This window comes from Bacillus sp. FSL R5-0447 (assembly GCF_038606125.1).
Taxonomy (GTDB): domain Bacteria; phylum Bacillota; class Bacilli; order Bacillales; family Bacillaceae; genus Bacillus; species Bacillus velezensis.
In genome coordinates, this window is the sequence record NZ_CP152012.1 from 557,383 (window position 1) to 571,481 (window position 14,099).

The following is a 14,099-nucleotide window of genomic DNA, read 5'->3' on the forward strand; positions in this document are numbered from 1 at the left end:
GCTCTGTCCCTATTTACTTCCCCGGCGGGAAAAGGGATGAAACGGAGATGGGCGTATTGGTCCTGCTAAGGCTCGCGGCGCAAGGATAACAAATCCTGCACAAGCCCGCGGCCGATCATCTGTTCATATTGTCCGTAAATCGGGTCGAGGCGTTTCATCCATGTGTTCTTTTCCGCTTTGCTCAGCACATGAATAGTAATGGATGAATTCTTCTTTATCTCTTCAAGCTGGTCTTTATTCATTTTCTCAGCGGAGGCTTCGTTCCACTCCGTCGTTTCTCTCATCGCCTCCGTTAAGATGGCTCTCGTTTTTTCTGTCTGTGAATTCCAGAAATGCTCGTCGGTCATCACGGCATAACCGAGGTACCCGTGATTGCTGATTGTCAAATAATCTTGAACATTATAAAATTTTTTAGAATAGATATTTGAAATCGTATTTTCTTCTCCGTCTACAAGATTGCTTTCCAAGAGCTGAAACGTGGAATTAAAGGAATCCTGCCGCGGGCGCGCGCCGAGCAGGCGGTACTGGTCTTCGATCACGCTGCTCGGCATGATCCTGAGCGCCTGTCCTTTCAAATCGTCCGGAGTGAAGATCGGTCCTTTATTTGACGTAAGCTGCTTAAACCCGTTCGTCCAGTACGCCAGTCCTTTCAAATGATGCTTTTCTAATGAAGCGAACAGGCGTGTGCCGATTTTGCCGTTCAGGCCTTCTTGCACGGCTTTATAGTTTGTAAACGCGTACGGCAGATCCAAAACACCCCATTCGGGAGACAGTGATCCGAGCTTTGAGGTGGAGGGAGCGATGAATTGCACGTCCCCGTTTTGGAGGGCGTTTATTTCTTCATTATCCGAATAGAGGCTCCCGTTTGGAAACACCTCTACTTTAATGGTGCCGCCGGATTTTTGATAGACAAGTTCGGCAAACTTATTCGCCGCCCGCCCTTTTGGCGTGTTTTCAGCAACGACATGGCTGAATTTGAAAACGATTTGATCTTTCAGGCCTTCCTGTTCGTCATCATAATACGGTTCTTCCGTTGAGAAACGATCATGAAAGCCGATGAATAAAGCGGTTCCGATACCGAGTACCATCAGGCTGAGACAAGTCAGCAAGCTTTTCATCGAAAACCCCCTCCGCCATTTTCTATAACAAGCATAATCGGGCGGGCCGTTTTCGTAAAGAGACGGAAAGGAAGAGGCCAATGACGAAAAAAAAGCTCACCATCCGCTGGAAAATCACCATACTTTCGTATATCGTCGTGCTTTTTACCTTTTTGATCGTCGGCATCGTGCTGATCGGAAATATTCAGCATACAGAGGAGCGCGAGCTGAAAAAACGGCTGATGAATACCGCGCGGACGGTATCTGAGATGACCGATGTCAAACGCGCCCTGGAGCAGAAAAAACAAAGGGAAGACGTGCGCCATGCGGTCGAAGAAATAAGGATCATCAATGAAGCGGATTACATCGTCGTCATGGATATGGATCATATCCGCTATTCACATCCCGTCAGCACAATGATCGGAAAGCGTTCAAGGGGTGAGGACGAAGCCGCGGCGTTCGCCGAGCACATTTATTTTTCCGAAGCAAAGGGAGAGATCGGCACCGCCGTCCGCGCTTTTTATCCCATCAAAGACCGGAATTTGAATCAGATCGGCGTCGTTCTGGCCGGTAAAACGCTGCCCGGATTCGGTGAAATTCTTCTTCAGCTGAAACATGAAATACTGTTTATCGTTCTGCTGGCGCTCGGGTTCGGACTGGCCGGCTCCTTTTTGCTGGCCCGCCACATCAAAAAACAAATGTTTTGGCTGGAGCCCCATGAGATCGTGAGAATGTATGAGGAACGGACCGCTACGTTTCATTCAATGAATGAGGGCGTCATCGCGATTGATAATCAGCATCACATCACCATTTTTAATGAAAAAGCGAAGCAGATATTCAATGTCAGACAAGAAACAGACGGCAGGCTTATCTGGGACGTGTTAAAAGATTCGCGCCTCCCTGAAATCGTCGAGCGGAACCGAGCCGTATATAATGAAGAAATCCAAGTCAGCGGAAAGGTGATCATGAGCAGCAGAATTCCGATCGTCATGAAAAAGAAGGTCATCGGAGCCGTCGCCATTTTTCAGGACAGGACGGAAGCGGCGAAAATGGCGGAAGAACTGACAGGTGTGAAAAATTTTGTCGATGCGCTCAGAGTTCAAAATCATGAACATATGAACAAGCTTCACACCATCGCGGGACTGATTCAGCTCGGAAAATCAGAAAAAGCGCTCCAGCTTGCTTTTAAGGAATCATCAGAACAAGAAAGCGTCACCGATTTTCTTCATCAGGCCATTCAGAATGACGCTGCGGCGGGACTGCTGTTAAGCAAAATCAAAAGAGGAAAAGAGCTTGGCATTTCTGTGAAAATTGATGAAAACAGCAGTTTCTCGGCATTTCCGGAGCATGTCGACCAGCATGACATCGTCGTCCTGCTCGGCAATTTAATTGAAAATGCGTTCGGCGCATTCGAAACAGCGGACACGGAGGACAAACATATTGACATCAGTATCGAGCAAAATGATGAAGTGCTTGCTATATTAATAGAAGACAACGGAAGCGGGATTTCCGATCAGCACATCCCGCACCTTTATGACAAAGGGTTTACCGTCAATAAAACGGGAGGAACGGGATACGGCTTGTACCTCGTCAAACAAATCGTCGACAAAGGGATGGGCATTATTGAAGTCGACACACGGCAGGGACAGGGAACGGCATTTTCTATTTTATTTCCGATGAAGGGGGAGGAATCATTCGATGGACATCAAGGTGCTGCTTATTGAAGATGATCCGATGGTGCAGGAGGTGAATAAAGAATTTATCACCGGTGTTTCGGGGTTCAGCGTCATCGCCACAGCCGCTGACGGAGACGAGGGAATCAGGCTTATAAAAGATCTGAGGCCCGGGCTCGTGGTATTAGACGTATACATGCCGAAAAAAGACGGAATTAAAACACTCCAGGAAATCAGAAAACAAAAGCTCGAAGTGGACGTCATCATCGTCTCGGCCGCAAAAGACAAAGAAACAATCCAGCTTATGCTGCAAAACGGTGCGGCCGACTATATTTTGAAGCCGTTTAAGCTGGAGCGGATGAGACAGGCGCTCGAAAACTATAAACAATATAAACGGAAAATTGAAGAGCATGACACCATGTCGCAAGAGCAGCTTGACATGCTGCTTAAAATTCCGCAAAATCCGTCCCGGGATCTGCCGAAGGGGTTAAATCATTTTACGATGAATGAAATTTTGACCTATATGAAACAGCAGACGGAGCCGCTTTCAGCTGAAGAAGCCGCCAAAGCGCTCGGAATCGCCAGGGTGACAGCGCGGCGTTATCTTGATTTTCTTGAAAAAGACGGCCAGATTAAGCTCGACATTCAATACGGGGGAGTGGGCCGGCCGGTTAACCGCTACAAATTCGTCCGCTAGCCGAGACCAAAAAGACCAAAATGTCCGTTATGATCATAAGCTTCCCCTCTTTGTTTGAAAACGCTATCATTTTCGTATAGACGCAGCGAGAGGCAAGGGGGAGTAGGGATGAAAATTTTCAAAAATCTTACGGTGCAGGTCATCACGGCGGTGATCATCGGCGTTATTGTCGGACTCGTATGGCCTGAGGCCGGGAAGCAGATGAAGCCGCTCGGCGATACATTTATCAATGCGGTAAAAATGATTATCGCACCGATCATATTCCTGACGATCGTGCTTGGCATCGCCAAGATGGGAGACATGAAAAAAGTCGGCAAAGTCGGGGGAAAAGCATTTATTTATTTTGAAGTCGTGACCACCATCGCCCTTATTATCGGACTTCTGGTCGTCAATATCATGAAACCCGGTGAGGGGCTTGATTACAGCAAGCTTGAAAAAGGGGATGTCTCTCAGTACACGCAAAACGGGGGACAGGGGATTGACTGGATTGAATTTATCACTCACATCGTTCCGTCAAATATGGTTGACGCTTTCGCAAAAGGCGACATTCTTCAGGTCTTATTCTTTTCTGTATTATTCGGTGTCGGCCTGGCGGCGCTCGGTGAAAGAGGCAAAAGCATTATTGATTTCTTCGATAAACTGTCGCACGTTTTTTTCAAAATCATCGGCTACATCATGCGCGCGGCGCCGATCGGCGCATTCGGGGCCATGGCCTATACGATCGGGCACTTCGGCCTTGATTCCATCAAGCCGCTGGCGAGTCTGATGCTGTCTGTATACGTTACGATGTTCCTGTTTGTATTTGTCGCTTTGAATATCATTTGCAAACTATTCGGTTTCAGCTTGTGGAACTATCTCCGTTTTATTAAAGATGAACTGCTCATCGTTCTCGGCACAAGCTCTTCTGAGTCCGTCCTTCCGCGGATGATGGATAAAATGGAGCGCTACGGCTGTTCCAAATCGGTTGTCGGCCTTGTCATTCCGACGGGATATTCTTTTAACCTGGACGGCACCTCGATTTATCTGTCCATGGCGACGGTTTTTCTGGCGCAGGTGTTCGGCGTTGACCTTACCATCGGCCAGCAGGTTACGATCATTCTCGTGCTGATGCTGACATCAAAAGGCGCGGCGGGCGTAACCGGAAGCGGATTTATCGTGCTCGCCTCCACTTTATCGGCGCTTCAGGTTATTCCGCTGGAGGGGCTGGCGCTGCTCCTCGGCGTCGACCGCTTTATGAGTGAAGGAAGGGCGATCGTCAACCTGATCGGAAACGGAATCGCCACCATCATCGTAGCCAAGAGCGAAAATGAGTTTGACGAAGCGAAAAGCACACAGGCCGTTAAAGAAATGAAAACGGCGGTATAAAAGGAAAGGAACGGCATGCATCGGGCATGCCGTTCTTTTTTTCGGCCGCCATGAGTAAAAAAGATAAATTTGTTTAAATTTATTAGGAGGTGGACAAAGACCTTAGCGTCATTTTGTTATATAATTTACAATTAGAGAGTGAAAGATGAAATCTAAGGGCTTTTTGTCCTAGCAGGAGTGTATAAATGGCGGCTATTTTTAAATTTTTTCAGCATCCGGGTGTCAGACGTTTTTCCGTTTTTCTTGTTTTGACTGGGGTGTTAGTTGTATTCCGAAGTATGATTAATTTGATTTTGCTTACGTTTATTTTTACTTTTCTGATGGATCGGCTGGAGACTGTCATCCGGCACGTGTTGAACCATTTTTTCCGGATCAGCCAGAGGGTGGTCATCACCGTTTTATATATTGCGCTGGCTGTCGGGGCGACTGTCGGAGGCTTTGTCTTTTACCCGATTGTTGCCAAGCAGATTGAACAGCTGATTAAGCAGATCAAGCACATCGCGTATCATCCCGATGTCATTCCGTTTTATGATGAGATATCGAGCGTGTTCGGCGATATCAATATCGGTTCCTATGTAAAAGAAGGTTTTAATGTACTGTATACATACTTGGCCGATATCAGCACTTTCGGTTTGCAGGTCGTGATGTCACTGATTCTCAGCATGTTTTTCCTGTTCGAGAAAAAGCGGCTCACGGAGTTTATGAAAAAATTTCAGCACAGCAAGCTGTCTGTTTTTTACTACGAACTTGCTTATTTCGGCAGCAAGTTTGCGAGAACATTCGGCAAAGTGCTTGAAGCCCAATTTATTATCGCGCTGGTGAACTGTATCCTCACCTTGATCGCATTGGCGATTCTGCATTTTCCGCAGCTGTTCGGCCTGTCAATCATGGTCTTTTTCCTCGGGCTCATTCCCGTTGCGGGTGTGGTGATTTCGCTCATTCCGCTCAGCATCATCGCGTATACGACGGGCGGCGCAGCGTATGTCATCTACATCGTGCTGGTCATTTTCGTCATCCATGCGATTGAGACGTACTTCCTTAATCCGAAACTGATGTCAGCGAAAACGGAACTGCCGATCTTTTTTACTTTTACAGTTCTGATTTTCTCGGAACATTTCTTCGGCATTTGGGGCTTGATTATCGGAATTCCGATTTTTGTGTTCCTGCTTGATATTCTGGATGTCGTCAATAATGAAGAGAAGGAAAAAAACGGACCGGTCCCGGATAAGACATAACGTCGGCTCCGGCTCTTCACGAATATATGACTAATGTTATAATGCAGACAGTGCCTATGTACGGGCACTGTTTATTTTTTGTGAAAAAGGAGGAAGGCTGTATGACTGAGCCGATTTTACATATTGAAGGCCTTGACAAAACAATAGGCAAAAAGCACATTTTAAAAAACATCAGCATGAATGTCAGGCAGGGCGAGATCATCGGTTTGCTCGGTCCGAACGGGTCGGGAAAAACCACACTTATCCGAATCATCGTCGGTCTTTTAAAGAAAAACAGCGGCACGATTACAATTAACGGCTTTCAGCACGATGCTGATTTCGAAAAAGCGCTTGAATCCGTCGGAGCGATCGTGGAAAATCCTGAATTCTACCCGTACCTGACGGGGTGGGAAAATCTGAAGCACTTTGCCAACATGCACAAAAACATCAAAGAGGACAGGCTTCAGGAAGTCATCGAGCGGGTCGGGCTCACCAATGCCGTTCATGACAAAGTTAAAACGTATTCCCTTGGCATGCGCCAGCGTCTCGGAATTGCGCAGGCCATTCTTCACCGTCCGAATCTGCTCATTTTAGATGAACCGACAAACGGGCTTGATCCCGGCGGAATGAAGGATTTCCGCGATCACTTAAAGGAACTCGCGGAGCTTGAAGGGACGAGCATCCTTTTTGCGACGCATTTATTGCGTGAAGTGGAGGACCTTTGCGACCGTGTCATCATCATTCAAAAAGGTGAGATCAAAACAGAGGTTGTTCTGCGCGGCGCTGAGGAAAAAGAAGAAAAAGCCGTCCTCGACATTCAGCCGGCTGACGAAGCATTCGAATGGCTGTCCCAACAGCAATTTGCTCCGGAGAAAAACGGCGGGGGCATTACCGTCACCGTAGCGAAGAAAGACATCCCGGCATTAAACCGTGCGCTCGTCGGACAAGACTTTCTCGTGTATTCCATCATGCCGTATGCGGAATCGCTGGAGGATGAATTCATGAAAGTGACGACGGCGCTTCAAGAGGAGGGGGAGACGAATGTTTAAATTGACAGCGAATGAGCATATGAAACTCTTTAACCGAAAAGTCTCATTAGTGGCGCTGATTCTGATGGCCGTTCTCCAATTTATTATGGCGCTTGTCATTAAACGGCTTGTCATCAGTTCCGGAACGGATGAGAATTTCATCGGCTATATGGCGTACGCGCCCGGGCTGAATATTCTGCTTGAGGCGTTAACGATCGTGATCGCGGCAACGATCATTTCCGCTGAATTTGATAAGAAAACGATCAAATTTTTGTTAATCCGCCCGGTAAAGCGGGAGCGGATATTTGTATCTAAACTCATTACCGTATTTTTGGTCAGCTTGTACCTGTATGCGGCGTACTATATTCTGTCTCTGCTGTTCGGTATGGCTTTCTTCGGTGTGTCGGTGACATCTGAATCAGGGACGCTTCTTATGAACACCCTGAAAGTAATCGGCACGAACTGGGTCGAGGCGTTTGCGATGGCATGCTTTGGCTTGTTGTGTTCTTCTGTATTCCGAAACAGCGCAACGGCCGTCATTTTGTCATTTATCGTGCTGTACGGCGCAAAATCACTCGTGACGATTATGTCGCTCTTCCAAAACAAATGGGGAAGTTTTCTGCTGTTCGCAAATACTGACCTGACGCAATATATGAGCGGGGCGAAACCGCTGTTTGCGGGAATGACGCCGTTATTTTCCGCAGGCATTATCATTATCCATATCGTATTCTTCTTAGCCGTCGCTTGGTGGAGCTTTTGCAAACGCGATGTTCGGGTATAAAGTAAAGGAATGACATTTTTGTGAAAAAGATCACGATAAATCAATAATTTATGCTATTTTGATTTATAATAAAGGTAATGACGGAGGTGCTCACTTGAGAAATTTTATTACCGCATTACCGATTGTGTTATTGCTTGGTTTTTCCTTTGTGTCATTCATGTTCCAATTCGAACATCTTGTTTATTTCAGGCTTGCGCTGGGTTTGTTTTCTACAGTGGGGCTGTTTCTCTTATATAAAATGAAGTCGGGATTCCGTTATTTCATCATCTACCTGTATGCAAGCTGGATCGTGCTTGCTGCAGTTACCGCGTTTGAAGAGCCGATTTTTTCAAGCTTTTTCTTTGGCGGGCTTGTGATGACGATGGGTTATCTCACATATATGCTGATTTATCTCGGGCTTAAGCAGGACCGCGGCCCGGAAGCAGTCTGAACGCGCTATTCCATGGAATAGCGTGTTTTTTTGTACAGCCTCACAGTTGCGAAACGAGACTTGAATCTCTATAATACTTATTAACTTTATCGGAATTATAATGGGGGGATTCCAGTGTCTTTATGGATACAGAATGAACGGCAGAGGGAATGGATGGAAAAAATCGGCCTGCTTGCAGACGAATTTCAAAAAACAGCCGCGCTTGATGATGAGGCGGGCCGTTTTCCCGCGGAGAAAATTCAAAGACTGCGCGACGCGGGATATACGGCGTTAACGGTACCTGAGGTATTCGGCGGTGCAGGCATTTCCGTTTATGATATGGTGCTGTTTCAGGAACGGCTGGCGCGGGGAGACGCGGCCGTTGCTCTCGGAATCGGCTGGCATTTATCCGTCATGGGTGAGCTCGGAGAAGGAAACAGCTGGGATGAAGATGTCTTTTCATTTATCACAGAAGAGGTGAAAAAGGGAGCTGTCCTGAACAGGGCAGCGACGGAACGGCAGACCGGCAGTCCGACGAGGGGAGGAAGACCCGGCACCTCCGCTGTCAAAAAAGACAGAAAATGGGTGCTGAACGGCCGAAAAACCTTTACAACCCTTTCGCTGACTTTGAATTATATGCTTGTGACGGCATGGATTGAAGAAAAACAAACGACCGGTGTTTTTCTCATTCATAAAGATCAGGCAGGCGTTTCAGTCGAAGAAACATGGGATATGATTGCCATGAAGGCGACCGGAAGCCATGATCTCCTTTTAGATCATGTCACGGTCAGTGACGAGCGGCTTGTGGAGCTTATCAGCGGGCCGAGAGCGGCGAAAGTGAATGGCTGGCTACTTCACATTCCCGCTGCTTATCTGGGTATCGCTCAAGCGGCAAGGGACTATGCCGTCCGGTTTGCATCCGAATATTCGCCGAACAGCCTGAACGGACCGATTAAAGACGTGCCGGCCGTTGGGCAGCGTGTCGGGGAAATGGAGCTTGAATTGTTAAAAGCGAGACAGTTTCTCTTCACGGCGGCGCAAATGTATGATGACCCGAAACGCCGCCCTTTCATCAAAAGCGAGCTCGGCGCCGCAAAACATATTGTGACAAATGCCGTCCTTTCTGTTGTTGATAAAGCAATGAGAATCACTGGCGCAAAAAGCCTGGAGCGAAACAATCCGCTTCAGCGGTATTACCGGGATGCCCGGGCCGGCCTTCACAATCCGCCGATGGACGATGCAGTCATCGGCAAATTAGCGGCGGAAGCCTTCAAGCAATAAAAAAAGAGCCTGAAAAAGGCTCTTTTTATGTATGGCTGTTGTGCCGGAGCAGTTTTTGATGCTTGCGGTCAATTCTGTCATAGATCACATTCATCAGCTTTTGATTATTCATAATGGCCGCCTTGTTTTCTTTTATCAGCTGTTCGTATGTTTTTATTTTACGTTTCGCCATGAGCCCGCACCTTCCTTACATATTTGTATTCGCTTTCTAACTCTCCGAGCGATAATTCATATAAATGCCGTTCCGACTTTTTGTATATTCCGTTATTGATCAGCAAATGGATCAGATGTTTTTTTCGTCCTTCAACTGATGATCTGAGCTGAGGAGAAGACCTCATGATTACCCTCCTAATCAAATGATATTGAGAATCATTATCAGTTAATGAAAGTATACAATGGGCATATTCATATGTAAAGGGAAAATACCGCCAATTTTTCGACAAAAAGTTTCCCGGGGAATAATGCTGTCGAATATTGCATTTGGTCAGATCAAAGCTGCTATTTTTCCGCTTTTCCATCCATACTATGAATGAGAATGGAGGAGTCCTTACATGAATGATCAAACGGCAAACTTAAAACGGGGTGAGAAAGGCGCGATTCTTAATATCGCCGCGTACCTCATCCTTGCCGCCGTCAAACTGGTGATCGGTCTTATTTATCATTCCGAAGCGCTCAGAGCGGACGGGTTAAATAATGCCACGGATATTGTCGCATCACTGGCTGTGCTGATCGGGCTCCGGATTTCCCAGCGCCCCGCGGACAGTGATCATGCTTACGGACATTATCGGGCTGAAACAATTTCTTCATTAATTGCGTCTTTTATTATGATGGCGGTCGGTATTGAAGTGCTGATCGGGGGAGCAAAGGCGATTGTCAGCGGAACGGAGGCCGAGCCGAGCTTCATTGCGGCATGGACGGCGCTCGGAAGCGCGATTATAATGTACGGCATGTATGTATATAACAGCCGACTTGCGGATCGGGTTAAAAGTTCTGCGCTTCATGCGGCGGCGAAAGACAGCCGTTCTGACGCCTATGTCAGTATTGGGGCGTTTATAGGCGTCTTAACCGCCCGGCTTCATCTGCCGTGGATTGATCCGGTCATTGCTTTTCTGATCGGAATCATCATCTGTAAGACAGCATGGGACATCTTCAAAGATGCTTCCCACTCATTGACGGACGGGTTTGATCTGAAAGATTTGGAGCCGTATAAACACACGGTGAAAGAAATAAAAGAGGTCAGCAGGCTGAAGGATGTGAAAGCAAGGTATTTAGGGAGCACGGTTCATGTGGAAATGGTCATTACGGTAGATCCGGGACTGTCTGTGAAAGAAGGCCATGCAGTAGCCGATGAGGTCGAATATGCAATAAAACATGAACATGATGTGACTCATGTCCATGTTCATGTAGAGCCTGAAGTCATAAACAAAGATCGTGAAACGAATTAAATATGCTGTGATAAAAACTCTGTGACTTCTTCGGGCGTTTTCGCGTTTGCGCTGTGAAGATGCGCTTTCTTTTCGCCGTTTTTAAAGATCAGAAGGCTCGGTATGCCCATTACCTGATATTTGTCGGCAAGCTCAGGGAGCTCGTCTCTGTTCAGTTCATACCAATCATTTTGATTATATTCTTCCAAAATATCGCCGATGAACATATTCATGCGCGTGCAGTCAGGGCACCAGTCAGCGAAAAATTTCACGATGATTTCCTTGTCGGATTGAATAAGTTCATTAAATTGTTCTGTTGTATTGATTTTTTTCATATGACACATCTCCTTTTCCATGCCATTTTAATATAAAATAAAAAGGAATTACATACAAATGCTTTCATATTCAGAATGCCCAAAAATAATTAGATCATTTTCTGAGGAAAGTGATAAGATAGTAAAGATGAATTGTTGTGGGGGGAATATCCATTGAAAACAAGTCTAGGATTGGTGTACGGCGGAAAGTCAGCCGAACACAATGTATCGCTGCAGACAGCATTAGCTGTAACAAAAGCGCTTAATACTGAGAAGTTTGATATACATCCGATTTACATCACTGAAAAAGGAGAATGGCAAAGAGGCCCGCTGCTGACTGAGCCGGTTTCCAACGTGAAAATGCTTCAGCTGGAACAAAACGGTGAAAGTTTCGCTCTATCAGCATTGAACCGGGAAATGTTTCCTGAAGCGTCGCCTGACGAAAAGGCGCCGATCGATGTCGTATTTCCGCTTCTCCACGGACCGAACGGTGAAGACGGCACCATTCAGGGTCTCCTGGAATTGCTGAACGTTCCTTATGTCGGCAACGGGGTGCTTGCATCATCAGCCGGCATGGATAAAGTCATCATGAAGCATTTGTTCGCTCAAGCGGGGCTTCCGCAGGCGAAGTACGCCGCTTTCTTAAAAAAGGACTGGAAACAGACGCCGGACAGCTGCTTACAGCAGGTTGAAGAGGAGCTGGGTTATCCGTGCTTCGTCAAACCGGCGAACCTCGGATCAAGCGTCGGAATCAGCAAATGCCGAAACCGTGAAGAGCTTGAAAAAGCCTTCGAACTGGCTTTTGAATATGACCGGAAAATTGTGGTGGAAGAAGGAATCGCCGGCAGAGAAATCGAAATCGGCGTACTCGGAAATGACGAACCGAAATGCTCCGCCGTCGGTGAAATCGCGCCGAAAACCGACTTTTACGATTACAAAGCGAAATATGAAGACGGCGACACGGATTTAATGATTCCCGCGCAAGTGACGGATGAACAATATGCGGAAATCAGCGAAATGGCGATTAAAGCCTTCAAAGCGATTGACGGATCAGGCCTTGTCCGCGCCGATTTCTTCCTGACCAATGACGGTCAAGTGCTCATTAACGAAGTGAACACAATGCCGGGCTTTACGCCATTCAGCATGTTCCCGCTGCTTTGGAAAGAAGCAGGCGTAGATTACAGTGATCTGATCGAACAGCTGGTTGAGCTGGCAAAAGAACGCCATGCCGAAAAACAGCTGATTAAACATACATTTTAATGAAGACGGACACTGCCTGAAGGGGCAGTGTCTTTTCCCGTAACAGACAACATTTTCAGAAAGCGAGGTGCCACCTTTGATAAAGCGAACTGTAAAACGAATCGCCGACATGGTCAAAGGCACACTGACAAATCCCGAATTTGAACAAACAATGATTGAGGGCGCCGCAACCGATACGCGGACTTTGGAAAAAAATCAGCTGTTCATTCCTTTAAAAGGCGAGCATTTTAACGGCCATACCTTTGTGCCGCAAGCATTCGAAAAAGGCGTTTCCGCGGTATTGTGGGACCGCTCTGAACCGAATCCGCCGGAAGGGCGTGCTGTCATCCTGGTCAATGACACGCTGGAGGCGCTGCAGACATTGGCAAAAGCTTATTTGAAAGAGCTCGGCACACGGGTCATCGGGGTGACCGGGAGCAACGGAAAAACGACAACGAAAGACATGCTTCACGCCGTTCTCGGCACTCAGTACCGCGTTCACAAAACCGCCGGCAATTTCAACAATCATATCGGCCTGCCGCTGACCGTGCTTGCCATGCCTGAAGATACAGAAATCGCCGTTTTAGAAATGGGAATGAGCGCGAGAGGCGAAATTGATTTTCTGAGCCGTCTTGCTGAACCGGAAGCGGCCGTCATTACCAATATCGGCGAATCCCACATGCAGGATTTAGGCTCAAGAGAAGGAATTGCGGAGGCGAAACTTGAAATTATAAACGGACTTCGGGAAGACGGCGTTCTGTTTTATTTCGGGGATGAGCCGCTGCTTCGCGAAAAGACGTACACTTGCCGGACAACGACATACGGCGCAGGCGCGGACAATGATCTCCGCCTGAAAGAAATAAAACAGGCGGAAGAAGGCACGTACTTCAATATCGACGGAATCGACCGTTCTTTCTTTATTCCGGTTCTCGGCAGACATAATGTGATGAATGCCATGGCCGCATACGCCGCCGGCATCTATTTCGGCATTACGCCGGAAAATGCCGCTCTGGGACTGAGCCGCCTGAAGGTGACGGGGATGAGATTGGAACTGGTCAAAACGGACAACGGCATCTCGATCGTAAACGACGCGTATAATGCGAGCCCGACGTCAATGAAAGCGGCGGTCGAATTAATCGAAACGATGAAAGGCTATCGGAAGAAAATGCTCGTGCTCGGTGATATGCTTGAACTCGGTGATGAAGAAAAAGCATTCCACGAAGAATGCGGAGCTGCGGTTAATCCGGCGGAAATCGACCATGTATTTACTTACGGCACACTCGGCGCATTCATCGCTGACGGAGCGCGCCGGCATTTTGAAGAAGGGCGCGTCAGCCATTATCTTGACAAAAAAGAACTGCTTCACGCCATACAGGAAATGGCCGCTTCCGGCGATCTCCTTCTGTTTAAAGCATCGAGAGGTATGAAGCTCGAAGAAATCGTTAAAGATTTATTAGAGAAGAACTGAAAAAATACTGATCAGCATTATAAAAATATACAAAAATGAAGAAACTAATTCAGGGTGAAATAATTCTGTCCGTATTGAAAAAGAAAGGCCGCCGGCTGGGAAATCCCGT

General features: G+C 47.2%; 15 protein-coding genes. 11 read left to right on the forward strand and 4 right to left on the reverse strand.

The window, feature by feature from the left end:
- Positions 1–65 precede the first annotated feature (65 nt).
- Complete coding sequence (locus tag NYE68_RS02785) at positions 66–1,118, reverse strand: TRAP transporter substrate-binding protein (protein ID WP_015416862.1); 1,053 nt, start codon at positions 1,116–1,118, stop codon at positions 66–68.
- Between the two features lie 80 nt (positions 1,119–1,198).
- Here NYE68_RS02785 and NYE68_RS02790 point away from each other — a divergent pair, with 80 nt between their 5' ends.
- The 8 genes from NYE68_RS02790 (at position 1,199) to NYE68_RS02825 (ending at position 9,545) form a co-directional block, all read left to right on the forward strand.
- Entirely contained in the window at positions 1,199–2,821 is a 1,623-nt protein-coding gene (locus NYE68_RS02790; protein WP_031378646.1) for a sensor histidine kinase, read from the forward strand.
- Entirely contained in the window at positions 2,796–3,467 is a 672-nt protein-coding gene (locus NYE68_RS02795; protein WP_003156219.1) for a response regulator, read from the forward strand. The genes NYE68_RS02790 and NYE68_RS02795 overlap by 26 nt, the downstream gene beginning before the upstream one ends.
- Positions 3,468–3,575: 108 nt before the next feature.
- A complete protein-coding gene (gene dctP / locus NYE68_RS02800) occupies positions 3,576–4,832 on the forward strand; it encodes a C4-dicarboxylate transporter DctP (protein WP_012116859.1) in 1,257 nt (418 codons plus the stop codon).
- 185 nt (positions 4,833–5,017) lie between these two features.
- The gene (locus NYE68_RS02805; RefSeq protein WP_007410215.1) at positions 5,018–6,067 is read left to right on the forward strand and encodes an AI-2E family transporter; all 1,050 of its coding nucleotides are present in this window, start codon (positions 5,018–5,020) and stop codon (positions 6,065–6,067) included.
- A 101-nt stretch (positions 6,068–6,168) separates the two neighbouring features.
- Positions 6,169–7,095, forward strand: a complete 927-nt coding sequence (locus NYE68_RS02810; protein WP_031378644.1) for an ABC transporter ATP-binding protein — start codon at positions 6,169–6,171, stop codon at positions 7,093–7,095.
- Positions 7,088–7,855, forward strand: coding sequence for an ABC transporter permease (locus tag NYE68_RS02815; protein WP_007410217.1), 768 nt, complete (start codon positions 7,088–7,090; stop codon positions 7,853–7,855). Before NYE68_RS02810 ends, NYE68_RS02815 begins: the two co-directional genes overlap by 8 nt.
- A gap of 94 nt (positions 7,856–7,949) precedes the next feature.
- Positions 7,950–8,285: a hypothetical protein gene (locus NYE68_RS02820; RefSeq protein ID WP_007410218.1), complete on the forward strand. Its 336-nt coding sequence runs from the start codon at positions 7,950–7,952 to the stop codon at positions 8,283–8,285.
- 114 nt (positions 8,286–8,399) lie between these two features.
- On the forward strand, positions 8,400–9,545 hold the full coding sequence (locus NYE68_RS02825; RefSeq protein WP_324636116.1) for an acyl-CoA dehydrogenase family protein: 1,146 nt from the start codon (positions 8,400–8,402) through the stop codon (positions 9,543–9,545).
- 25 nt (positions 9,546–9,570) lie between these two features.
- On the opposite strand, the gene fbpB is transcribed toward NYE68_RS02825, so the two are convergent.
- Together fbpB and NYE68_RS02835 are read right to left on the reverse strand one after the other, a co-directional pair.
- Positions 9,571–9,717: a Fur-regulated basic protein FbpB gene (fbpB, locus tag NYE68_RS02830; RefSeq protein WP_003156206.1), complete on the reverse strand. Its 147-nt coding sequence runs from the start codon at positions 9,715–9,717 to the stop codon at positions 9,571–9,573.
- On the reverse strand, positions 9,704–9,883 hold the full coding sequence (locus NYE68_RS02835) for a Fur-regulated basic protein FbpA (protein ID WP_003156203.1): 180 nt from the start codon (positions 9,881–9,883) through the stop codon (positions 9,704–9,706). Before NYE68_RS02835 ends, fbpB begins: the two co-directional genes overlap by 14 nt.
- A gap of 213 nt (positions 9,884–10,096) precedes the next feature.
- Here NYE68_RS02835 and NYE68_RS02840 point away from each other — a divergent pair, with 213 nt between their 5' ends.
- Positions 10,097–10,990: a cation diffusion facilitator family transporter gene (locus tag NYE68_RS02840; protein ID WP_031378641.1), complete on the forward strand. Its 894-nt coding sequence runs from the start codon at positions 10,097–10,099 to the stop codon at positions 10,988–10,990.
- Here NYE68_RS02840 and NYE68_RS02845 read toward each other — a convergent pair.
- On the reverse strand, positions 10,987–11,304 hold the full coding sequence (locus NYE68_RS02845) for a thioredoxin domain-containing protein (RefSeq protein WP_015416869.1): 318 nt from the start codon (positions 11,302–11,304) through the stop codon (positions 10,987–10,989). The two genes, NYE68_RS02840 and NYE68_RS02845, sit on opposite strands and share 4 nt — an antisense overlap.
- Positions 11,305–11,457: 153 nt before the next feature.
- On the opposite strand from NYE68_RS02845, the gene NYE68_RS02850 reads away from it, so the two are divergent.
- On the forward strand, positions 11,458–12,543 hold the full coding sequence (locus NYE68_RS02850) for a D-alanine--D-alanine ligase (RefSeq protein WP_003156199.1): 1,086 nt from the start codon (positions 11,458–11,460) through the stop codon (positions 12,541–12,543).
- Positions 12,544–12,619: 76 nt separating this feature from the next.
- Complete coding sequence (murF, locus tag NYE68_RS02855; protein WP_229041608.1) at positions 12,620–13,990, forward strand: UDP-N-acetylmuramoyl-tripeptide--D-alanyl-D-alanine ligase; 1,371 nt, start codon at positions 12,620–12,622, stop codon at positions 13,988–13,990.
- Positions 13,991–14,099: the final 109 nt, after the last annotated feature.

Bases quoted from the DNA above. Each gene is read 5' to 3' on its own strand.
- NYE68_RS02785 (WP_015416862.1), bottom strand. From the start codon at position 1,118: ATGAAAAGCTTGCTGACTTGTCTCAGCCTGATGGTACTCGGTATCGGA.
- NYE68_RS02790 (WP_031378646.1), top strand. From the start codon at position 1,199: ATGACGAAAAAAAAGCTCACCATCCGCTGGAAAATCACCATACTTTCG.
- NYE68_RS02795 (WP_003156219.1), top strand. From the start codon at position 2,796: ATGGACATCAAGGTGCTGCTTATTGAAGATGATCCGATGGTGCAGGAG.
- dctP (WP_012116859.1), top strand. From the start codon at position 3,576: ATGAAAATTTTCAAAAATCTTACGGTGCAGGTCATCACGGCGGTGATC.
- NYE68_RS02805 (WP_007410215.1), top strand. From the start codon at position 5,018: ATGGCGGCTATTTTTAAATTTTTTCAGCATCCGGGTGTCAGACGTTTT.
- NYE68_RS02810 (WP_031378644.1), top strand. From the start codon at position 6,169: ATGACTGAGCCGATTTTACATATTGAAGGCCTTGACAAAACAATAGGC.
- NYE68_RS02815 (WP_007410217.1), top strand. From the start codon at position 7,088: ATGTTTAAATTGACAGCGAATGAGCATATGAAACTCTTTAACCGAAAA.
- fbpB (WP_003156206.1), bottom strand. From the start codon at position 9,717: ATGGCGAAACGTAAAATAAAAACATACGAACAGCTGATAAAAGAAAAC.
- NYE68_RS02835 (WP_003156203.1), bottom strand. From the start codon at position 9,883: ATGAGGTCTTCTCCTCAGCTCAGATCATCAGTTGAAGGACGAAAAAAA.
- NYE68_RS02840 (WP_031378641.1), top strand. From the start codon at position 10,097: ATGAATGATCAAACGGCAAACTTAAAACGGGGTGAGAAAGGCGCGATT.
- NYE68_RS02845 (WP_015416869.1), bottom strand. From the start codon at position 11,304: ATGAAAAAAATCAATACAACAGAACAATTTAATGAACTTATTCAATCC.